General features: G+C 63.3%; 19 protein-coding genes and 1 tRNA gene. 9 read left to right on the top strand and 11 right to left on the bottom strand.

What is annotated here, in order from left to right:
* Positions 1 to 236: 236 nt before the first annotated feature.
* The 8 genes from DYZ14_RS11085 to DYZ14_RS11120 form a co-directional block, all read right to left on the bottom strand.
* Positions 237 to 473 (bottom strand): Lrp/AsnC ligand binding domain-containing protein, encoded by a 237-nt coding sequence (locus DYZ14_RS11085; RefSeq protein WP_115669456.1) that lies wholly within the window; start codon positions 471 to 473, stop codon positions 237 to 239.
* A gap of 74 nt (positions 474 to 547) precedes the next feature.
* Positions 548 to 1,366, bottom strand: coding sequence for an MBL fold metallo-hydrolase (locus DYZ14_RS11090; RefSeq protein WP_154720724.1), 819 nt, complete (start codon positions 1,364 to 1,366; stop codon positions 548 to 550).
* A gap of 3 nt (positions 1,367 to 1,369) precedes the next feature.
* Positions 1,370 to 2,152 (bottom strand): TatD family hydrolase, encoded by a 783-nt coding sequence (locus DYZ14_RS11095; RefSeq protein ID WP_154720725.1) that lies wholly within the window; start codon positions 2,150 to 2,152, stop codon positions 1,370 to 1,372.
* A 7-nt stretch (positions 2,153 to 2,159) separates the two neighbouring features.
* The gene (gene metG, locus DYZ14_RS11100; RefSeq protein WP_154720726.1) at positions 2,160 to 3,716 is read right to left on the bottom strand and encodes a methionine--tRNA ligase; all 1,557 of its coding nucleotides are present in this window, start codon (positions 3,714 to 3,716) and stop codon (positions 2,160 to 2,162) included.
* Between the two features lie 144 nt (positions 3,717 to 3,860).
* A complete protein-coding gene (locus DYZ14_RS11105) occupies positions 3,861 to 4,886 on the bottom strand; it encodes a DNA polymerase III subunit delta' (protein WP_154720727.1) in 1,026 nt (341 codons plus the stop codon).
* Positions 4,883 to 5,578, bottom strand: a complete 696-nt coding sequence (gene tmk, locus DYZ14_RS11110; protein WP_154720787.1) for a dTMP kinase — start codon at positions 5,576 to 5,578, stop codon at positions 4,883 to 4,885. The genes DYZ14_RS11105 and tmk overlap by 4 nt, the downstream gene beginning before the upstream one ends.
* 85 nt (positions 5,579 to 5,663) lie before the next feature.
* A complete protein-coding gene (locus tag DYZ14_RS11115) occupies positions 5,664 to 6,827 on the bottom strand; it encodes a D-alanyl-D-alanine carboxypeptidase family protein (RefSeq protein ID WP_154720728.1) in 1,164 nt (387 codons plus the stop codon).
* Positions 6,828 to 6,889: 62 nt separating this feature from the next.
* On the bottom strand, positions 6,890 to 7,930 hold the full coding sequence (locus tag DYZ14_RS11120; RefSeq protein ID WP_154720729.1) for a septal ring lytic transglycosylase RlpA family protein: 1,041 nt from the start codon (positions 7,928 to 7,930) through the stop codon (positions 6,890 to 6,892).
* A gap of 323 nt (positions 7,931 to 8,253) precedes the next feature.
* Between DYZ14_RS11120 and DYZ14_RS11125 the strand changes: the two genes are divergently transcribed.
* Positions 8,254 to 8,343: transfer RNA gene (locus DYZ14_RS11125), tRNA-Ser, on the top strand.
* 121 nt (positions 8,344 to 8,464) lie between these two features.
* The gene (locus DYZ14_RS24570) at positions 8,465 to 8,590 is read left to right on the top strand and encodes a hypothetical protein (protein ID WP_269749449.1); all 126 of its coding nucleotides are present in this window, start codon (positions 8,465 to 8,467) and stop codon (positions 8,588 to 8,590) included.
* Positions 8,591 to 8,693: 103 nt separating this feature from the next.
* Here DYZ14_RS24570 and DYZ14_RS11130 read toward each other — a convergent pair whose 3' ends face one another.
* Entirely contained in the window at positions 8,694 to 10,148 is a 1,455-nt protein-coding gene (locus DYZ14_RS11130) for a cobyric acid synthase (RefSeq protein WP_154720730.1), read from the bottom strand.
* 706 nt (positions 10,149 to 10,854) lie between these two features.
* Between DYZ14_RS11130 and DYZ14_RS11135 the strand changes: the two genes are divergently transcribed.
* The 4 genes from DYZ14_RS11135 to bmt all read left to right on the top strand — a co-directional run bounded on the left by DYZ14_RS11135 (position 10,855) and on the right by bmt (position 15,026).
* A complete protein-coding gene (locus tag DYZ14_RS11135) occupies positions 10,855 to 11,853 on the top strand; it encodes an ABC transporter substrate-binding protein (protein ID WP_154720731.1) in 999 nt (332 codons plus the stop codon).
* 105 nt (positions 11,854 to 11,958) lie between these two features.
* On the top strand, positions 11,959 to 12,873 hold the full coding sequence (locus tag DYZ14_RS11140) for an ABC transporter permease (RefSeq protein ID WP_154720732.1): 915 nt from the start codon (positions 11,959 to 11,961) through the stop codon (positions 12,871 to 12,873).
* On the top strand, positions 12,866 to 13,915 hold the full coding sequence (locus tag DYZ14_RS11145; protein ID WP_154720733.1) for a quaternary amine ABC transporter ATP-binding protein: 1,050 nt from the start codon (positions 12,866 to 12,868) through the stop codon (positions 13,913 to 13,915). The genes DYZ14_RS11140 and DYZ14_RS11145 overlap by 8 nt, the downstream gene beginning before the upstream one ends.
* A 94-nt stretch (positions 13,916 to 14,009) precedes the next feature.
* Complete coding sequence (gene bmt / locus DYZ14_RS11150; protein WP_154720734.1) at positions 14,010 to 15,026, top strand: betaine--homocysteine S-methyltransferase; 1,017 nt, start codon at positions 14,010 to 14,012, stop codon at positions 15,024 to 15,026.
* A 21-nt stretch (positions 15,027 to 15,047) separates the two neighbouring features.
* On the opposite strand, the gene DYZ14_RS11155 is transcribed toward bmt, so the two are convergent.
* Positions 15,048 to 16,070: a glycosyltransferase family 2 protein gene (locus tag DYZ14_RS11155; RefSeq protein WP_154720735.1), complete on the bottom strand. Its 1,023-nt coding sequence runs from the start codon at positions 16,068 to 16,070 to the stop codon at positions 15,048 to 15,050.
* Between the two features lie 222 nt (positions 16,071 to 16,292).
* Here DYZ14_RS11155 and DYZ14_RS11160 point away from each other — a divergent pair, with 222 nt between their 5' ends.
* Entirely contained in the window at positions 16,293 to 18,026 is a 1,734-nt protein-coding gene (locus DYZ14_RS11160) for an O-linked N-acetylglucosamine transferase, SPINDLY family protein (RefSeq protein ID WP_154720736.1), read from the top strand.
* 56 nt (positions 18,027 to 18,082) lie between these two features.
* A complete protein-coding gene (locus DYZ14_RS11165) occupies positions 18,083 to 18,427 on the top strand; it encodes a hypothetical protein (protein ID WP_115669470.1) in 345 nt (114 codons plus the stop codon).
* Positions 18,428 to 18,449: 22 nt separating this feature from the next.
* Here the strand turns inward: DYZ14_RS11165 and DYZ14_RS11170 are convergent, their stop codons facing one another.
* Entirely contained in the window at positions 18,450 to 19,199 is a 750-nt protein-coding gene (locus tag DYZ14_RS11170; protein ID WP_154720737.1) for a phosphodiester glycosidase family protein, read from the bottom strand.
* A 212-nt stretch (positions 19,200 to 19,411) separates the two neighbouring features.
* Here DYZ14_RS11170 and DYZ14_RS11175 point away from each other — a divergent pair, with 212 nt between their 5' ends.
* Positions 19,412 to 20,122 (top strand): ParA family protein, encoded by a 711-nt coding sequence (locus tag DYZ14_RS11175; protein ID WP_154720738.1) that lies wholly within the window; start codon positions 19,412 to 19,414, stop codon positions 20,120 to 20,122.

Raw genomic sequence — 20,122 nt, forward strand, 5'->3', positions numbered from 1 at the left:
CGACAGGGATGGTGTAACGCCGGCGAGACCCCATCCAAAGATCGCATAAGATAGATTATGGAACTAATTGATGTAGGTTGTACTCGGCGATGCCCGGATTTCGCGCCTGAAATCAGGCCCTTGATAACGCTGGCCCGATTGGGATCTGGCAATGCCGACGCGCTACGGCTTAAACCGGTTCGCCCGGTACGATGGCACGGATGCACGGAGCGCTCCGATCCCGTATCGCCCGAAAGTCAGAATGCGTGGAACGTCAGCGTCGTCAGCGTGCGGTCGACATCGGGAATATCCACGAAGATCGCATTCACGTATTTGCCGACATCCTCACCCTTGGGAACGTAGATCTTCGCCAGAAGGTCATATTCGCCGCTGGTCGAATAGAGTTCCGAGACGACCTCTTTTTCGTAGATCCGATCGGCGACCTCGTAGGTCTTTCCCGGACGGCAGCGAACCTGGATAAAGATACAGTTCATGATTTTCTCCTTCCCACGTTTGCGTCATGTTACCAATGACATACGGCTTGTTCCTGAAGGCTTGAATAAAGCCGTCAGAGATCGACCGTGGTTTCGAAAGCCAGCTGGTCATAAGCCGGTTCGACATGCGGCGGCGTTTCCGCCATCACCGTCTCGTAGTCGAGCGGAATGTGCATATGGGTCAGATAGGCGTGGCGCGGCCTCAGCCGTTCGATCCAGCCCAGCGCCTGTTCGAGCGACAGGTGGCTCGGATGATGGCGGTATTGCAGCGCGTCGATGATCAGCACATCGAGGCCGTCCATCCTGGCGACCGTCTCGTCGGGGAAGTCGCTGACATCGCAGCAATAGGCGACATTACCAATCCTCAGACCCAGCGAGGGAATGTCGCCATGCTGCTGGACCAGCGGTTGGAAGCGGATCGTGCCGCCCTTCCCCGTGATCTCCAGCGGCTGCGAAAGATCCTCGATGACGATCGGCAGGACGATCGGCGGATAGTTGCTGCCGGCCGGTGTTTCCAGGCAATAGCCAAAACCCTGGCGGATGCGCGCCATGGTGTCGGCCTCGGCATAGATCGGAATGCGATGCTTCTGCATGACGAAATAGCCGCGCAGGTCGTCGATGCCGTGCAGATGGTCGGCATGGGCATGGGTGTAGATCGCCGCGTCGACATGCTGCACCTTGGCGGCGATCATCTGCTCGCGAAAGTCCGGCCCGGTATCGACGATCACGGTCGTCATGCCGCCGTCGGGCGCGATCTGCTGCACCATGAAGGAGGCGCGCGTGCGCCGGTTGCGCGGATTGTTCGGATCGCAGGCGCCCCAGTCGCCGTTGATGCGCGGAACGCCGGGCGACGACGCGCATCCGAGGATGGTGAAGCGGCGGCGATAGATCATGGCTCAGAGCCTCGGCATCTTGGTAAAGAGGCGAAATGCGTTGTCGGTGGTGATCCGCGCCATCTCGTCGAAGCTGACCCCCATGGTCTCGGCCAGAACCTCGGCCGTATTGACCACATAGGAGGGCTCGTTGCGTTTGCCCCGCCAGCGCTTCGGCGCCAGATAAGGCGCATCGGTCTCGACCAGTAGCCGGTCGAGCGGCAGGCCTTTTGCGATATCGCGCAGTTCGGTCGACTTGGGGAAGGTCAGGATGCCGGAGAAGGACACGTAGCCGCCGAGCTCGATGCCGGTCTTCGCCAGCGCCTCACCGGACGAAAAGCAGTGCAGGATGAAAGGGAAGGCCCCCTTCCCCATTTCCTCGGTCAGGATCGCCGCCATGTCCTCGTCGGCGCTGCGGCTATGAATGACCAGCGGCAGCTGCGTGCGGCGCGAGGCCTCGATCTGGCGCAGGAATCCGGTCTTCTGGTCTTCCGGCTTCTGCGTGTCGTAGAAATAGTCGAGCCCGCATTCGCCGATGGCGACGATCTTGTCATGGCTTTCCGCCAGGCGGACGAAATCGTCGGCAGTGACGTCCAGTTCCTCGTCGGCATTGTTCGGATGGGTGCCGACCGAGCAGAAGACGCCCGGATAGCGGTCCGCCAGCGCCAGCAGCGCATCGAGCTTCTTCACCCTTGTCGAAATCGTCACCATCTGCGCGACGCCGGCCTCCTTGGCACGGGCGACCAGTTCGTCGCGTTCCGCGTCGAAGTCGGCAAAGTCGAGGTGGCAATGGGTATCGATCAGCATCGGTTCATCAAGCCTTCGCGTCCGCTTCCGGTGCGACATAGCGCGGGAAGACCGGCGCCGGCGCCTGAAGCTCGGTTCCGGGAACCAGACGGCCAGCTTCGCCAAGGGCGGCGAAATCGCGCTTGTCGGCGGGAGCCGCAACAAGATCCAGCAGCTTCTCCGCCGAGGCCGGCATGATCGGCTGGAACAGGATGGCGATCTGGCGCACCACTTCGGCCGTGACGTAGAGCACGGTTTCCATGCGCGGCACGTCGGTCTTGCGCAGCACCCAGGGTTCCTGCGCGGCGAAATAGCGGTCGGCCTCGTTGACCGTGCCGATGATCGTGGCCACCGCCTTGTGGATCGCCTGCTCTGCCATTTCGGCGCGGCAGGTGGCGAGCATGGCGTCGGCGGTCGAAAGCATCGCCTTGTCGGCGTCGGTCAGCGGACCGGGCGCCGGGATCTTGCCGTCGCAGTTCTTGGCGATCATCGACAGCGAACGGCTGGCGAGATTGCCGATACCGTTGGCGAGGTCGGCATTGATGCGGGTGGCGATCGCCTCGGCACTGTAGCTGCCGTCATGACCGAACGACACTTCGCGCAGGAAGAAGTAGCGCACCTGGTCGAGGCCGAAATGGTTGACCAGGTCGACCGGGTCGACGACGTTGCCGAGCGACTTCGACATCTTCTCGCCCTTGTTGAGCAGGAAGCCGTGGGCGAAGACGCGCTTGGGCAGGGGCAGGCCCGCCGACATCAGGAAGGCCGGCCAGTAGACGGCGTGGAAACGGATGATATCCTTGCCGATGATGTGCACGTCGCACGGCCAGTACTTGGCGCGCGGCCCGTTTTCGTCTTCAACATAGCCGGTCGCGGTGATGTAGTTGGTCAGCGCGTCGACCCAGACATACATGACGTGCTTCGGATCGTTCGGAACCTTGATGCCCCAGTCGAAGGTGGTGCGTGAGATCGACAGGTCCTTGAGACCGGATTTCACGAAGGACATCACCTCGTTACGGCGCTCGTTCGGGCCGATGAAGTCGGGCTGGTCCTCGTAGAGCTTGAGCAGCTTGTCCTCATAGGCCGAAAGGCGGAAGAAATAGCTCTCCTCCTCGACCCATTCGACCGGCGTGCCCTGCGGCCCGTAGCGCCCGCCGTCGGCGCGCAACTCCGTCTCTTCTTCCTGGTAATAGGCTTCGTCGCGAACCGAGTACCAGCCGGAATAGCTGTCCTTGTAGATGTCGCCGTTCTTCTCCATCCGGCGCCAGACTTCCTGGACGGTGATGTGGTGGCGCTGTTCGGTGGTGCGGATGAAGTCGTCGTTCGACGAATTCAGCATCTTGCCCATGGCGCGGAATTCGTCGGAATTGCGCTTGGCGAGTTCTTCCACCGCAATCCCTTCGGCCCGCGCCGTCTGCTGCATCTTCTGGCCATGCTCGTCCGTTCCGGTGAGGAAGAAGACGTCCTTTCCGTCGAGCCGCTGGAACCGCGCCATGGCGTCGGTGGCGATCAGCTCGTAGGCATGGCCGATATGCGGCTTGCCGTTCGGATAGGCGATGGCTGTGGTGATGAAGTAGGTGTCGTTCATGGTCGGTCTTTGTGATCCGCGTCGATTGCGCCTGTGGGAGTATTGCCGGTTCTTAGAGCATTCTTGCGCGCATAGAAACAGCCGTTTTATCGAAGCCCAGCCCAGCGGCATGGGGATGACAGGCAAGCCGGAGGCAACCCGCCCTCAGGCCGTTACGGATGCGAGCACGTCGAGGATGGTCTGCTTGCGTTCGAGATTATAGGCAGCCGCGATGCCGAGCTGCTCGGTGATCGATGCGGACAGCCTCGAATAATGCTCCGCCCGCACCAGATTGCCGGAAAGAGCCGCCGAGCGCGCCTCGTCCATCAGGAACTCGCCAAGGTGCTCGGTGAAGAAGCCGAAGGCAACGTCGCTGTCCTTGGCGCTCAAGGCATCCGCGAGCTTGTACATCGTCTTGCGCGCCGCTGGTCCCTGCTCGCCCAGCAGCTTGCGAAACGCCTCGATGAGGTCAGCACCGCCATAATTGGCGAGCTTCAGCGCCTGCGCCACGCTGCCCTTGGACAGGGAAAGCACCGTTTCGGCCTGCCCCTGCGGGATCGAAAGCCCGAGCTGGCCGAGCGCCTGGCGCATCGCCTCGTCCGAAAGGGCCGAAAGCTTCAGCGGCAGGCAGCGTGACCGGATGGTCGGCAAGAGCTTGCCCGGCGCATGCGAGAGCACCAGGAACATTGCCCGTTTCGGCGGTTCCTCGAGGATCTTCAGGATGGCGTTGGCCGCGTTGCGGTTGAGGTCGTCCGCCGGGTCGATGATGACGATGCGCCAACCGCCGGTGCCGGAAGTCTGCGAGAAGAAGTGACCGGCACGCCGGACCTCGTCAATGGTGATCGCCGTCTTGAACCTGCCGGTCTTCTCATCGACCGGGCGGGTCAGATAGAGCAGATTGTGGCTGGCGCCGGAGGCGATCTGCCGGCTGACCGCCGAGCCCGGATCCGGATCGGCAATCCGCTCCGGCGCGCTCTGTGGATCGGGATGCGACAGGACGTGGTTGGCGAAGCGAAAGGCCAGCGTCGCCTTGCCGATCCCCTGCGGCCCCTCGATCAGGATGGCGTGGTGGCCCTTGCCCGAACGGTAGGTACGCGCCAGGAACTCTTCCGCCGCCTCGTGGCCGAAGAGCCGCGTATTGACGGCCGGCGCGATCGCCCCGTCGAGAACCCCGTAGCGCTCCTCGCTCATTCGGCGCCAACCGATTCCGGCTGGCTGACCGGCTTGAGGTCTGCCAAGAAAGGCTGGATCGCCCCGGCGATGTCATCGGCGATCTCGCCGACGGGGCGGTCGGCATCGATGACGCGACAGCGCTTCGGATCGGCTGCGGCGATGTCGAGGAAGGCCTGGCGGCGCTTTTCGTGGGTATCCACTTCCTCCCGCTCGAAGCGGTCGGGCGCCGCAGCGCCATTCGCCTCGGCGGTCAGCCGGCCGCGCGCCCGGGCGAGACCGGTTGCGGCGGCAAGATCGAGAATGAGGGTGAGATGCGGCACCACGCCGTTCACCGCGATCCGCTCCAGCGCATCGATGAATTCCGGCTCGAGATTGCCGGTCACACCCTGATAGACGCGCGAGGAATCCATGAAACGGTCGCACAGCACCACGAAACCCTTGGCGAGCGCCGGGCGAATCACCGTTTCCACATGGTCGTTGCGCGCGGCGGCAAACAAAAGCGCCTCCATGCGGACACCGAAGGGTTCCGCCGCCCCGGACAGCAAGACATGGCGCAAGGCTTCCGCTCCGGCGGAGCCGCCCGGCTCGCGGGTGGTGATGACGTCCAGGCCCTTGCGTCGCAACATGTCGGCAAGGCGGCGGATCTGGGTCGACTTTCCGGCCCCCTCGCCCCCTTCGAAACTCACGAACAATCCGGCACCCGTCGCCAATTTCATCGCCCTGCTCTTGCGGCCGCTGCGGCCATTTTGCCCTGTGTAGCGCATTACATAGGGCCGCGAAACCGCATTCGAAGCCCTAGAGCCAGAAGAACAACAGTTCGAAAAGGGCGTCCCCGGCCTTTTGCCGGAGCGTGCCCACGCCGACCGCCTCGGCGGTCTTGAGCGGCACTTCCCGCAGAAGTCTCTCCCCTTGCGAGATCTTCAACACCCCGACATCCGCACCGGCGGGCAAGGGCGCGCGCAGCGGCCAGCGATAGACGATCCGCGCCTGAAGACGCTCGGGATCGTCCGTCGCCGCATAGACATCGACCGGACCAGAAGCGAGCAGGTCGACCTGCGGCCTCTCTCCGCCATAGACGCTGGCCGCGCCGATCGCCTCGCGGGCATCATAGAGGTGGCGCATCTCGAAGGCGGAATAACCCCAGTCAAGCAGGCGGACAGCTTCCTCGGTGCGTTCCTTGTCGCTCGCCAGCCCGCTGACCGCGAGAAACAGCCGCCGCCCCCCGCGCTCGGCCGAGGCCACCAGCGCATAGCCGCTACCTTCGGCAAAGCCAGATGCGAGCCCATCGACGCCGGCGCTGCGGCCAAGAAGCGGATTGCGGTTGCGCTGCAGGATCTTGTTCCATTCGAACTCAGCCTGCGTGAACATCCGGTAGAATTCCGGATAGGTCGATTGCAGATGGCGGGCGAGCAGAAGCATGTCGCTCAGCGTTGTGCGGTTCTGCGGATGCGGGAGCCCCGTCGGGTTGGCGAAATGGCTGTCGCGGAGACCAATGGCCTTGGCTCGCTCGTTCATCCGGATGGCAAACGCCTCCTCGCTGCCATTCATGCCCTCGGCAAGGATGATGCAGGCATCGTTCGCCATCTGCACCATGATGCCCTTCAGCAGATCCTCGACACGCAATTCGGATTTGAGCGCGGCAAACATGGTCGCGGTGCGCGACGGTGCGCCGCCGGTGCGCCAGGCATGTTCCGAAACCCGGTAGACCGTGTCGAGGCCGATCTCGCGGCGGCGGATGGCATCGAACACCACTTCGAGCGTCATCAGCTTGGCGAGCGATGCCGGCGCAAATGCCTTTTGCTCACCCTTGGCGAGAAGCACCGTACCGGTCGAGGCCTCGATCATCAGGGCCTGGGCGGCCTTGGTTTCGAACAGCCGAGGCGGCGCCTGCTGGGCCAAGACGGGTGAGGTAAGAATGAAGGCGACGAACAGGACGACAAGGGCAAGACTGTTTCGCATGATCTACTTCTGTTCATCGCCGCCAAGACCACAAGCCTCGGCTTGCGGCCCGCCCGTTCAGTCTAGCGACGCGCCGACAGTTTGGTTGCGCCGCGCGCCACCGAAGACAGAATCGATGCCTCGGTCAGGCCGTCATTGCGCACCATAATCGCCTCGAAGGCAAGCGCGGAGGGCGTGGTGGCCGCCTGCCCGGCATAGGCCGACGCGGCGCTCGAACCGGGCAGCCTCAGATAGTGACCGTCAAGCGGGCGTTCGGTCGGCATGGGACCGAAATCCGGGAGCATGACGAGCGCGTCGAAGGCCTCCGCGGCGGACGCCGCCCCGCCGGCCGGATAAGGCGCGGACGGTGTAGGTCCGGCCAGGCTCGTCATCGTTGGCGCGGCATAGGAGGGATTGACCGGCATGACCGAATTGTCGGCCGAGGCGACCATCACGCCGCTGGCGATCTGGCCTTGCGGGTCAACCACGGGCGAGCGGTTGCCCTTCTTCACATAGGAGGCCATCAAGTAGGGCATATCATGGCCGTCCATACGCGCGGGCCCGATATACTGCACGCGAACCTTGCCGGTGCCGCTGTGCTGCATGTCGAGCATGTCTGCGGTCTTGTTGGAAAGGTCGATGATGCGCCCGGCATGAAAGGGTCCGCGATCGTTGACGCGAACGACGACGGAACTGCCATTCTCCAGATTGGTGACCCGCGCATAGCTCGGCAGCGGCAGGGTCGGATGAGCGGCCGAGAGGTGGTATTGGTCGTAGAGTTCGCCATTGGCGGTCTGACGCCCGTGGAAGGCCGAGCCGTACCACGAGGCGATGCCGGTCTTGTCATAGGCCGGATTGTCCTTGGGAACGTAGACCTTGCCCTTGACGCTATAGGGCTTGCCGACCATGTAGCGGCCGCCGCCCTTTGGCACCGGGCCGTTTTTCACCAGGCGCGGGCTGGCTTTCACGCCATATTCGGATTCGGCGAAATATTCCTTGGAGCGCTTGTTCTTTGTCTCGCTCTTGCCGCCGGTCGTCGAGCAGGAGGCGAGGCTGGCGCAAAGGACCGTCAATGCGAGCCATTTCGCTCCGCCGAACAAGGTTGCGCCGCCGATGTCTTTCATCTGTCCCACTTGCCGAAATCCCGGTGACGGCCCCCTGCCGCCGCCGGTCCGCCCCGAGGCAACCGGCCAACCGTCCTGATACGATGCAGTAAATCGGCCACAACATGGCAGAATTGCGAACAATTGCCTCAAACTATCCAGAACAAAAGCAATCATGGTTAATAGACGACTAACAATGATTGCGGCATACTGCCGACGGAATGAACGGTACTTCCGGAATTCCAACCGGACTACCGTCGTGATGCAGGGGCTTCGGTCGTTTCTCCGTGTCGAGCAAATCCGTCTTGCCAAGCGCTTCGTCATTGCGCATAAGGCGGTTCACCGGAGGAGTGTCCGAGCGGTTTAAGGAACCGGTCTTGAAAACCGGCGTGCGGGAAACCGTACCGTGGGTTCGAATCCCACCTCCTCCGCCATGCCCATGGAATAAGCCGATGAAATAAAACGGGATCCGTTCGGATTTTACCGATGGATTTAGCCGTACCGGAACCAGTTTTGCCGCAATGTCGTTATAGGAGCGAGCGTCAGGAGCAAACAATGCGCGCCATATTCCTTGTGATCATTGCCTCGGTGCTCAGCATCCTGGCCTTCAAGCACAATGACAATTCGCTGGGCCAGGAACAACTCATGGCCTCGCCGGTGGATGTCGCCGCGGAAAAATAGGCGTGCAATGCGCAGGCTCGGCCGCGCATAGCCTTTTTCACAGCCAACAAATTCGCACCACCATAACGAGCGGAAATCCGCTCCGAGCTTTCTCAGGATTGATTTAATCCAGCCACTGCCTCAGCCACTCGGGCGCCAGGCGCGCCTCAAGCTCTTCGGCCAGTTCGTCCAGCGCCGTTTCCACACTCTGGCGATAGTCGCCTCCCCCGCCGCTGATGCCAAAACTCTCCAGAAGTCGACCCCGATACGAATCGCTGGCAAACAGGCCGTGCAGATAGCTGCCCATGACCCGGTCATCCTTCGACCGCGCCCCATCCGGCCGCCCTTCGATCGTCACCGCCGCGCGGGCGCAATCCGGGCCTTGCGTCACCCCGAGATGAATCTCGTAGCCCGAAAGATCCGCGTCGAATTCGACCGAGCGGGCACGGCTGTTGCGCACCGTTTTCTCCGGCGCCATCACGGTGTCGACTTCCAGCAGCCCCAGACCCTCCACCGTCCGGCTCTCTCCTTCCAGCCCGAGCGGATCTGCGACGGTTCGCCCGAGCATCTGGTAGCCGCCACAAATGCCGATCACGCGGCCGCCGCGCCGGACATGGGCGGCGAGATCGGCGTCCCAGCCATTGGCGCGCAGATCCTCGAGATCGCCGATCGTCGATTTCGATCCCGGCAGGATGACCAGGCCCGCATCGACGGGAAGTCGCTCGCCGGCCCGCACATAGACGAGGTCCACCTCAGGCTCGGCGGCCAGCGGATCGAAATCGTCGAAATTGGCGATGCGTGACAGGACCGGCACGGCGATCTTGAGCGCGCCGGCACGACCGCTCGCCAGCCGCTCCAGTACCACCGAATCCTCGGCCGGCAGGCGTCCGGCGGCCTTCAGCCAGGGCACGACGCCAAAGCACGGCCAGCCGGTGAAGCGGCCGATCGCCGCAATGCCGTCGTCGAACAGGCTGACGTCGCCGCGGAACTTGTTGATGATGTAGCCGACGATCTGTCGGCGGTCCTCGTCGGACAGAATCGTATGCGTGCCGACCAGCGAGGCGATCACCCCGCCCCGGTCGATGTCGCCGACCAGCACCACCGGCACGCCGGCGCGGGTGGCAAAGCCCATATTGGCGATATCCCCGGCGCGCAGGTTGATTTCCGCCGGCGAGCCCGCCCCTTCGACGATGACGAGGTCGGCGCCTACCTTGACCTTCTCGAAGCTCTCCAGCACGGCGGAGAGCAGTTGCGGTTTCAGTCGCTGGTAATCGCGTCCCCTCGCCTGGCCGAAGACCCTGCCCTGCAGAATGATCTGGCTGCCGGTCTCGGACTGGGGTTTGAGCAGCACGGGGTTCATGTGCACGGAGGACGGCACCCGGCAGGCCAGAGCCTGCAGCCATTGCGCCCGGCCGATCTCTCCGCCGTCGTCGGTGACGGCGGCATTGTTGGACATGTTCTGCGGCTTGAACGGCCTGACCTTCAGGCCGCGATTGGCGGCAAGCCGGCAAAGCCCGGCGACGAGAACCGTCTTGCCGACGTCCGACCCCGTCCCCTGCAGCATCACCGTCTTCGCCATCGCTCATCCCCAATGGTCATCGTCTCACGCGAGGCCAGCTATGCACGACCGAGGGCAAAGACACCCGCCCGGCCGCGTCATGGCACAACGCCTTCGCGTCGCACGCTCCCGTATCGAGGCCCGCCCGTGGCACGGTGCGACGCTTCCCCATTGCGCCAATTCGGCTGGAATCACAAGCGGCTGACCACTCAAGGCTCTGGCCGCGCAACTCGATCGGATTATGAAGGAGGCGGAAAGCGGCGGGCCACGACAGGGCCCCTTCGCCGAAGAAACTTCAGCGCTCCGGGACGCAAAACCAACTCCGGAGACGCTGACGGCAGTTACGCGCCGTTGGGGGCTTTGTAGCGCGGCAGTTCTTACCGGATGGTTATCCCTTCGCGTCCGAGATCAAAATTTTGTGCTTTTCTGCACGACACTGCTCCCGCCGGATCTGGCCGGGGAGCCTTGGTATTGCCGAAGCGCGGCTCCAAGGTTGATTTATCCGGCGGAAGCCGTAGGCTTCATCGATCGGCATGTCGGCATGGTTTGGCGACCGCGTTCTGGAACCTGATCGCTCCAGGGCGTCCCAGATCGAAAGCAGACCCCTATTGAGTGATGCGCGCCTTGCTTGCCGCCGATTCCGCCCTAGGTGCCAGGGATCAGCACCAAATCCCTCGCGCCGCCGCCTGTGCGTCGCCAAAGATCGAGACTGGGAGGTCTTAAGCTCATGAAGAAGCTCTTTGCATCCACCATCCTTGCAGCAGCCCTCTATGCTCTGCCGGGCGCGGCCCAGGCCGCGGAATGCGGCGAGGTGACGATTGCCGAGATGAACTGGGCTTCGGCCGGAGTCGCCGCGCATGTCGACAAGATCATTCTTGAAGCGGGCTATGGCTGCGACGTCACGCTGGTCACGGGCGACACGATGCCGACGTTCACCTCGATGAACGAGAAGGGCGAGCCTGACGTTGCGCCGGAAATGTGGATCAACACGGCCCGCGAAGTGCTGGAGAAGGCCGTCGCCGAAGGGCGACTGCTGCAACTTGCACCGATCCTGAGCGATGGCGGCGTCGAGGGCTGGTGGATCCCGAAATTCATCGCCGACGCCAATCCCGAGATCAAGACGGTGCAGCAGGCGCTGGAACATCCGGAACTCTTCCCCGCACCGGAGGATCCCTCCAAGGGCGCCGTGATCAACTGCCCCGCCGGTTGGAGCTGCCAGATCTCCACCGCCAATCTTTACCGCGCGCTCGGCGCCAAGGAAAAGGGCTTCGAACTGATCGACACGGGTTCGGCCGCCGGGCTGGACGGATCGATCGCCAGCGCTTTCGAGAAGAAGACCGGTTGGCTGGGCTATTACTGGGCGCCGACCGCCATCCTCGGCAAGTATGAAATGGTCAAACTCTCCTTCGGCGTGGCGCACGACAAAGCCGAATGGGACAGTTGCACGGCGGTCGCCGATTGCGCCGCGCCCAAGGTCAATCCTTATCCGGTGTCGGACGTCTTCACCGTCGTCACCCAATCATTCGCCGAGAAGAACCCGATCGCCATCGACTATTTCAAGACTCGTCAATGGGACAATCAGACCGTCGGCCAGGTGCTCGCCTGGATGGATGAAAACCAGGCGCCGAACGAAGATGCAGCCAGGCACTTCCTCGCGACCTATCCGGACCTATGGATGAGCTGGGTCGCTCCGGACGTGGCCGCGAAGGTCAAGGCTGCGCTCTGAGTTCCGCGCTGGCCGCCGCGTCTGGCCGCTGCATCGCCGCCGTTCGCGGCGGCCGCTGTTCGACGCAGCACTTGCCGGACGAAAGAACCCAGGGGGGTATGGGTGATGGCGCGCGCCCTTTGTGACTACCTGCCGCAACTGCTCTGCGAGTTTCCCACGCTCGACGAAGACTTTTTGCGCGATCTGCGAAAGTCCGTCGATGGCGGATTCAAGTCGTTCGTGCGCACCTATGGCGACCAGTTGGACAATGCGCTGGAGCCGCTGCAATGGTTCCTCAACTGGTTGCAGGCGCTTTTCGTCGGTGCGCCGTGGATCGTCTTTCTGGCATTGCTGACCACGCTGGTCTATCTGGCCAGCCGCAGCTTGAAGATCACGCTCGGCACCCTCCTGTCCATGGGCGTCATCGGTCTGGTCGGATTGTGGGAAGACACCATGGTAACGCTCGCCATGGTGACCGTGTGCACCCTGATTTCGATCGTCATCGGCCTGCCGATCGGCATCCTGATGGCCCGGTCCGACCGCATGCAGTCCAGCGTCAATCCGGTCCTCGACGTCATGCAGACCCTGCCGAGCTTCGTCTACCTGATCCCCGTCGTGATGATCTTCGGCATCGGCAAGGTGCCCGGTCTGATCGCCGTCGTGATCTACGCCGTGCCGCCGATGATCCGGCTGACCAATCTCGGCATCCGTCTCGTCGACAGGGATGTGCTTGAGGCGGCGGATGCCTTTGGCTCCTCCGGTTTCCAGAAGCTTTTCCAGGTCCAGCTACCGCTGGCCTTGCCGACGATCATGGCCGGCATCAACCAGACGATCATGATGGCGCTGGCCATGGTCGTGGTCGCTTCGATGATCGGTGTCGGTGGCCTCGGCAAGAACGTCCTCCAGGCGATCACCAACCAGTTCTTCACCATCGGACTGCTCAACGGCTTCGCGCTCGTCGTCATCGCCATCATCTTCGACCGCACCAGCCAGGCTTACGGACGACGGCTGCAGAAGCATACCGAGAGGATCCATGGCTGAGAGCATCGAGATCCGCAACCTTTACAAGATCTTCGGCCCGCGCGGTGCCGAACTGGTCGAGACGGTGAAGGGCGGTATCACCAAGGCCGAACTCAACGACCGCCATCACCATGTCCTCGGCCTGAAGAACATCAATATCGCCATGCCGGGCGGCTACATCACGGTCGTGATGGGGCTGTCCGGCTCAGGCAAGTCGACGCTGATCCGCCACCTCAACCGCTTGATCGAGCCGACGGCCGGCGAGGTACTGGTCGACGGCGTCGACGTCTGCCGCATGTCGCCTGCCGAATTGCGCGCGTTTCGGCGCACAAGGACGGCGATGGTGTTCCAGAAGTTCGCGCTGTTGCCGCATCGCACCGTGGTGGAAAACACCGCCTACGGGCTTGGTATCCAGGGCATTGACCGTTCCACGGCCCGGACAAGAGCCCGGGAGTGGATCGAGCGCGTCGGCCTTGCCGGTTTCGAGGACCATTATCCGCACCAGCTTTCGGGCGGCATGCAGCAGCGAGTCGGACTTGCCCGCGCACTCGCCACCGATGCCGGGATCCTCCTGATGGACGAGGCCTTTTCCGCACTCGATCCCCTTATCCGGGTCGACATGCAGACCATGCTGCTCGAACTCCAGCGCGACCTCAAGAAAACCGTCGTGTTCATCACCCATGACCTCGACGAGGCGCTGCGACTCGGCGACCGGATCGCCATCCTGCGCGACGGGGAAGTCGTTCAGCAAGGAACGGGCCAGGACATCGTGCTTGCCCCGGCCGACGCTTACATTTCGGCCTTCGTCAGCGAGGTCAACCGGGGCCGGGTTCTTCAGGCCGCCTCGGTCATGAAGCCGCTGGAGCCGTCTTCTCCGGCGCGCCACGGCATCGCGGTGCCGGCCGACAGCGTACTGGAAGACGCTGCCCGGCAGATGCTCGCCGCCGGCGTGGGCGTGGCAAGCGTCACCGACGCCACCGGGCGGCCCGTCGGCACCATCGACATGGCCTCGATCGTCGCCGCCATGGTGACACCGGCGGGTGATCCCCCTCGCCCGGCATAAAGGCTTGGCGCGAACGGGTCGCTGCGTTTGTCCGTTGCGGCTCCCGGCAGAAGCCTCTAAATCCTGTGAACCGAATTTACGAGGACTGAGCACCATGGCGACCGCACCCAATCCCCTTTCCGAACTTCTGGCCCAGAAAGGCGTGCTGCTCGCCGATGGAGCGACGGGCACCAATCTGTTTGCCATGGGGCTCGAAGCCGGCGAGGCTCCGGAACTGTGGAACGAGACCCAACCGGAGAAGATCACCAAGCTGCATCAGGATTTCGTCGACGCCGGTGCCGACATCATCCTCACCAATTCCTTCGGCGGCACGCGCCATCGCCTGAAGTTGCACCACGCGCAGGACCGTGTCCATGCGCTCAACAAGAAGGCAGCCGAGATTGCCCGCGCCGTCGCCGACAAGGCGCCGCGCAAGGTCATCGTCGCCGGTTCCGTCGGTCCGACGGGAGAATTGTTGCAGCCGCTCGGCGCCATGACCTATGACGAGGCGGTCGCTTCCTTTGCCGAGCAGATGGAGGGCCTGAAAGCCGGCGGCGCCGACGTCGCCTGGATCGAGACCATGTCTTCGGCGGACGAGATCCGCGCCGCGGCCGAAGCCGCCGTCAAGACCGGCCTGCCCTATACCTATACCGGCTCGTTCGACACGGCCGGCAAGACGATGATGGGGCTCGATCCGAAAGACATTCACGGCGTCGCCAAAGACATCGGTTCCGGACCGCTCGCGGTCGGCGCCAATTGCGGTGTCGGCGCCTCCGACATTCTGGCGAGCCTGCTCGACATGACCGCCGCCGATCCGGCCGCGACCGTGATCGTCAAGGGCAATTGCGGCATCCCCGAATTTCGCGGTACGGAAATCCACTATTCCGGCACACCGCCGCTGATGGCCGAATATGCAAGGCTCGCCCGCGATGCCGGAGCGAAGATCATCGGCGGCTGCTGCGGCACGTCCTGCGGCCATCTTGCCGCCATGCGCGCGGCGATCGACGGCTACACGCCCGGACCGCGTCCGACCATCGAGACGATCGTCGAGAAGATCGGCCCGCTGCGCAACAAGACCGCGGCGGAATCCGGTGCCCAGGAAGGCGGACGGCGCACGCGCCGCCGCGGCTGAACGCTTGCCTTCGGCGCCGGCTCAGGCCGGCGCCATCATCGCCTTGACGAAGGCCACGTAGCGATCCTTCAGGCCCGGCTGCAGACGTTCGACCATCATCAAGGCGATCTGGAACTGCATGAAGCTGTCCTGCTCTTCGATCGCCATGGTCGCGAGATGCCGGACCGTGCCGTCATAATCCTCCGGCGCGTTGGCAACCTTCTGGATGAAGGGGCCGAGCAGCCGGTTGGTGACGATCCGTCCAAGCCGCTGGCGCTGATCGGGCGGCACCGGACTTCCCGAACGCATAGCCAGGACGAAGAGGTCGAGATACATCAGGAGACCGTCGAACTTCGTCGCCTCGGCCGGCAGTCCGGCATTGCGATAGAGATCGACAACCATGCCGTCGATCTTCTCGACGGAATCCCACTTGCCCATGTTGTAGCGGAAGACCGTGCCGGGATCGTGCGCCATCTTGCCATAGCAGATCAACGCCAGCATCAGTGCCCAGTCGCAATACATGCCCTTGGTCGGATGGTGTTCGGCGAAGGCATGGATCAGCGATGTGAAAACATCGCGGCGAAACATGCTGTAGTAGAGACTGTTATTGCCCTGCGCACCAGTGACGTATTGGCCGATGCGCTCGGCAGGATCATCCGAGGTCAAGGCGAAGCCCTTGGTCTGCATCTGGCCGTGAAGGGCCGAGAACGGCACGCTGACCGGCAGGACACCGATGTAATCGTCGGGCAGGCTCGCCAGATCGAAGGCCGGCTGGCCTTCGGCGACGGCGATCTCGTCATCGTCGCCCATCGGCATGAGGAAGGGCGTCGTCGCGGCATCCAGAGCCAGGCGCATGTTGACCAGAGGGGGCGCATCGCCGGCGTCGATCACCGTCAAAAGCGGCGATCGGCCTGCAAGATAGGCGCGCTTTTCCGGATCGCCGGAATTGTCCGATACGATCAGAACGGCATTGCGCGCCTCGCAATAGGCGATGGCGCTGTCGATCGCTGCGCGCGACTGCGCGAGGCTGCGATTGCTCGGCATGCAAATGGACAATTCTGGCATTGTGAGGCTCCGACCTGGAAGGCGCCCGTCCCGGCACGCACGACATCATTTTTGTCTTGGCCCGAATCGACGGCCAATCGTCGCGCCAGCCTTTCCACTCGCGCCCTGCCTGTCAACCAAAGGCCGAGCCGCCGGAATGCCCGGCACAAGCCTTGGATAAGGCTCGCCGCCTAGCCTTCATTCACAAGACTTGTCAGACCGACCACGGAAGCACTGCCTCGAATGACATCCCAACAAGGACTGCCGGCCGCGGTCGATGCCTACAAGGCCGGGCGCTTTGAACAGTGCCTTCTGCGCCTGTCGCCGCTGATCGCAAAGGGCGGCCGCGATGCCAAGCTGATCCTGATGGCCGCCCAGTGCCATGCCAAGCTCGGCCAACTGGAACAGGCGGCGCAATACTATGCCCAGGCGGCCGATCTCGATGCCAAGAACGGCCGGATGCTGCGATTGCTGGCGGCGAGAAGCTACAGGCGGGCGCGACGCCGCTCCCCTGCCCTGACGCTGGCCCGCCAGGCGGCACGCGGCGGCCCGTTCGACGTCGAGGCGGAGAGCACCTACCGCAGCCTGCTGCGCGAGCAATTATTGCTCGCGGAATGCGAGGTCGAAGATGCCCTTATGCTCGAGCGTCTGACATCCGGCGATGCGCCGGCCTTCGGCGTCGATGACCCGCACGACCACATCATGTGGTGCGACGACGAGGGCCTGAATGCCAAGGTGACCCGGATGCACGGCGGCACGGCGTTTACCGCGCAGTCGCGGCTTGAGCGGCGCTCCCGGGCGCATTCATACGGCGAGCGGATCAGGGTCGGCTATCTGTCGAACGACATCTGCGACCAGCATGCGACCATGCGGCTGCTGCAGGGTGTGTTTTTGTCCCACGATCGGGAGAAATTCGACATCACCCTGTTCTGCTATACCGACGACGACGTGCTGTCGGCCGACCAGGGCCTGCGAAGCCAATACGGGACGATCGTTTCGATCCGCGATCTGGACGACGCACAGGCAGCCGATCTCATTCGCGGACACGGCATCGATATCCTCGTCGATCTGAAAGGCCACACGAAGGATGCCCGCATCAGCCTGGTCAATCGTGGACTGGCGCCGATCCAGGTCGCTTATCTCGGCTTTCCGGGATCGGGAACCGGGATCGACTGCGACTACATCATCGGCGACCGCATCGTCACGCCGGATGCGTCGCGGTCGTATTATCACGAGAAGTTCTGCCGGCTGCCGGACAGCTACCAGGCCAATGACCGCCTGCACCGGGTCCTGCCGCCCCCGGCGACGCGGGAGAGCCTCGGGCTTCCCGCCGATGCCTTCGTCATCGCCTCGTTCAATGCGGTGAAGAAGATCACGCCGCGCACCGCAAGGCTCTGGACCCGCATCCTCGTCGCCATTCCACGGGCCGTACTGTGGATGATGTGCGACGATGACGACGCGCGGGCAAATTTCATCGCCTTCATGGCGAGCCTCGGCGTCGCCGCCGAGCGCATCCAATTTGCCCGCCGCGCCGATTATCCCGCCCACGTCGCCCGCCTCCAGGCCGCTGACATCGCCCTCGACACCTTCCCGACCAATGGCCATACCACCACCTCGGACAAGCTGTGGGCCGGCCTTCCCGTGCTGACCTGCAAGGGCCGCAATTTCACGTCGCGGGTGTCGGAGAGCCTGTTGAACGCCATCGGCATGCCGGAATTGGTGGCGGACGACGAGGATAGCATGGTCGAACTCTGCATCGCTCTTGCGAAAGACGGCGACCGCCTTGCCGAGATCCGCGCCCGCCTTGCCGAAAACCGCCTCGTCGCACCGCTCTTCGACACCACGCGCTTCACGCGGCATCTCGAGCGGGCCTATGAGATGATGGTTCAACGGGAGAGGCAAGGCCTCGAGCCCGACCATTTCGACGTGCCGGCGCTCCCTCGACCGGACAAGTCCTTCGCGGTTTCTCCGACCTGAACCGCCTTTTCCGCAGATCCAACCTGTTTCCATTGCAAACTGAAAAGGAGGCAACAATGCCGCAAGGCCAGACATCCCCCGACATCATCGCCGACAAGCTCCGCGGCCTGAGCGAGACCGACAAGTCCTTTCTCCAGCTCGTCTTCGAGAGTGCGGAACACGACAACAAGCTGTTCGACGGCATCGCCCTTCATCTCGACCGCGAAAGCGAGGCCCCGTTCCTCAATACGCTCAGGCTTGAGCGGTGCGGCGAATGGCTGGGCAATACCGCGCCGGCGCGGCTGCAGATCCGCCTGATGGAAGCCGCCCGATCCAGCCAGCACCCCGCCTACCTCGCCCTGCGCAACGGTCTTGTCCGCTCCGGTGGGCTCGAACGCGCCTATCCCAAGGCCGCGGTCTGAAGGCTCTGCCGCGACACTGTCGCTATTGCGGCACCGTGCCGATCACCGCGATGATCGGCCCCAGCGGAAAGAAATGATCGCGCCGCCCGCTTTCGGCGGCGTAGAGGCTGGAAATCGTGCCGTCGAGATAGAGCGCGTTGCGACAGCCCAAACGGTCGCGAAACAGCCGGGCGAAATCGTAGAACCGCACCGGCATGTCCGAGACCACCATATGCACCCTGCCCTCTGCATCGACCCCGATCCCATTGCGGATCTTCAGACTATCGCTGTCGGGAAGAAATCGCGGATGGATCGCCCCGTCGATGACCAGCATCGGCCCTGACTGCGTCGCATAATCCGCCGAACGACGCTCGTTCAGATATCGAGAGGTCTCCGTCACCCCGGCCCGGCCATCCTTCAGCCAGAAGACACCGTTCGGCAAAAGGTGGAAATTGCCCCAGCCAGCCCTGGTGCTGATCGCATGGCGCTCGATGCCGTGCTCGACGAACAATCCCACCGGCGAAAGATCCTCGTGATACATGCCGCCGTTCATCGCGACGATCAGGTAATGCCGCTCGCGCCACAGCTGACGGATGAGGGAATCAAAACTGCCGAAAGGCTCGCCATTGGCATCTTCGTGATAGATTCGGATGACGGAGCGGGCCGGATCGAAGCTGCACAGCGTGTAGGACAGCCCGTCGAAAACACCGTCCTCGCAGGCCTGCCCGGCCATGGCTGGACCGGGGCTGACGAGACCGAGGATCATAGCTAAAATGATGAAAATCAGGTGCATGCGGTTTCCGGTTAAAGTTCTTTATAAAACACTGGCCAGCGTCCCGAACATTGATCGCAAGACGACCAGCATTCAAGCAGTTAACGAAATACTGCGGACATTTACATCTCATTAACCAATCCCGCCAACCATGCGTTTCAGGCAGCATGAAACCCGGGCTGCGGCATGGAGCGATGACTTGGCTCGGACCTTTGTTTCATCAAGGAAAAGATATGCCAGTACTGACATTTGCCAATACCAAGGGCGGCGCAGGCAAGACGACCGCAGTCCTCATTCTCGCCAGCGAACTCGCCGGCCGCGGCCACCGCGTCACCATCCTCGATGCCGATCCGCGCGGCTGGATCAGCCGCTGGCACGCGATTGCCGGCGCAAGCAGCCTCATCTCCGTCGCCCCGGTGAGCGAAGAGACAATCGAAGCCGCAACCGCGAAGGCGAAGAAGCGCGGCGGCTATATCCTCATCGACCTGCCGTCGAGCCATGACGCCCTGCTCGCCAAGGCCGTCGGCCTTGGCGATCACGTGCTGATCCCGGTCCAGGGCTGCGCCATGGATGCCCATGGCGGCGCCGAAGTGCTGGAATTGCTGAGGGAACTGGACGAAAGCTGCGGCGTGCGCATTCCGCATTCCGTCGTGCTGACCCGCGTCAATGCCGCGGTGACGACCCGTGCGCTTCAGGCGGCCAAGGATTTCCTCGCCGCCCGCGGCATCGCCACGCTGTCGACGGCGATCGCCGAGCGCGCCGCCTATCGTGACGTGTTCGACAAGGGTGGCCTGTTGCAGGCGATGAACCCCTTGGAAGTCTCCAACCTGGCCCGGGCTCTGGAGAACGGTTCGCGCCTCGCCGTCGAGGTGATGGCACTCTTGCCGCAGAAGGCCGCCCGCGCCGCCGCGCCGCGCAAGGCTGCGATCGCCAAGGCCGCCTGA

The organism is Ciceribacter sp. T2.26MG-112.2 (assembly GCF_900492205.1).
Lineage (GTDB): Bacteria > Pseudomonadota > Alphaproteobacteria > Rhizobiales > Rhizobiaceae > Allorhizobium > Allorhizobium naphthalenivorans_A.

What these genes read in the sequence shown, in the direction of transcription:
- DYZ14_RS11140 (WP_154720732.1), top strand. Translation starts at nt 11,959, where the DNA reads ATGGCGCGCGCCCTTTGTGACTACCTGCCGCAACTGCTCTGCGAGTTT.
- DYZ14_RS11095 (WP_154720725.1), bottom strand. Translation starts at nt 2,152, where the DNA reads ATGCTGATCGATACCCATTGCCACCTCGACTTTGCCGACTTCGACGCG.
- DYZ14_RS11115 (WP_154720728.1), bottom strand. Translation starts at nt 6,827, where the DNA reads ATGCGAAACAGTCTTGCCCTTGTCGTCCTGTTCGTCGCCTTCATTCTT.
- DYZ14_RS11160 (WP_154720736.1), top strand. Translation starts at nt 16,293, where the DNA reads ATGACATCCCAACAAGGACTGCCGGCCGCGGTCGATGCCTACAAGGCC.
- DYZ14_RS11165 (WP_115669470.1), top strand. Translation starts at nt 18,083, where the DNA reads ATGCCGCAAGGCCAGACATCCCCCGACATCATCGCCGACAAGCTCCGC.
- DYZ14_RS11170 (WP_154720737.1), bottom strand. Translation starts at nt 19,199, where the DNA reads ATGCACCTGATTTTCATCATTTTAGCTATGATCCTCGGTCTCGTCAGC.
- DYZ14_RS24570 (WP_269749449.1), top strand. Translation starts at nt 8,465, where the DNA reads ATGCGCGCCATATTCCTTGTGATCATTGCCTCGGTGCTCAGCATCCTG.
- DYZ14_RS11085 (WP_115669456.1), bottom strand. Translation starts at nt 473, where the DNA reads ATGAACTGTATCTTTATCCAGGTTCGCTGCCGTCCGGGAAAGACCTAC.
- DYZ14_RS11155 (WP_154720735.1), bottom strand. Translation starts at nt 16,070, where the DNA reads ATGCCAGAATTGTCCATTTGCATGCCGAGCAATCGCAGCCTCGCGCAG.
- DYZ14_RS11135 (WP_154720731.1), top strand. Translation starts at nt 10,855, where the DNA reads ATGAAGAAGCTCTTTGCATCCACCATCCTTGCAGCAGCCCTCTATGCT.
- DYZ14_RS11105 (WP_154720727.1), bottom strand. Translation starts at nt 4,886, where the DNA reads ATGAGCGAGGAGCGCTACGGGGTTCTCGACGGGGCGATCGCGCCGGCC.
- DYZ14_RS11120 (WP_154720729.1), bottom strand. Translation starts at nt 7,930, where the DNA reads ATGAAAGACATCGGCGGCGCAACCTTGTTCGGCGGAGCGAAATGGCTC.
- metG (WP_154720726.1), bottom strand. Translation starts at nt 3,716, where the DNA reads ATGAACGACACCTACTTCATCACCACAGCCATCGCCTATCCGAACGGC.
- bmt (WP_154720734.1), top strand. Translation starts at nt 14,010, where the DNA reads ATGGCGACCGCACCCAATCCCCTTTCCGAACTTCTGGCCCAGAAAGGC.
- DYZ14_RS11175 (WP_154720738.1), top strand. Translation starts at nt 19,412, where the DNA reads ATGCCAGTACTGACATTTGCCAATACCAAGGGCGGCGCAGGCAAGACG.
- DYZ14_RS11145 (WP_154720733.1), top strand. Translation starts at nt 12,866, where the DNA reads ATGGCTGAGAGCATCGAGATCCGCAACCTTTACAAGATCTTCGGCCCG.
- DYZ14_RS11090 (WP_154720724.1), bottom strand. Translation starts at nt 1,366, where the DNA reads ATGATCTATCGCCGCCGCTTCACCATCCTCGGATGCGCGTCGTCGCCC.
- DYZ14_RS11130 (WP_154720730.1), bottom strand. Translation starts at nt 10,148, where the DNA reads ATGGCGAAGACGGTGATGCTGCAGGGGACGGGGTCGGACGTCGGCAAG.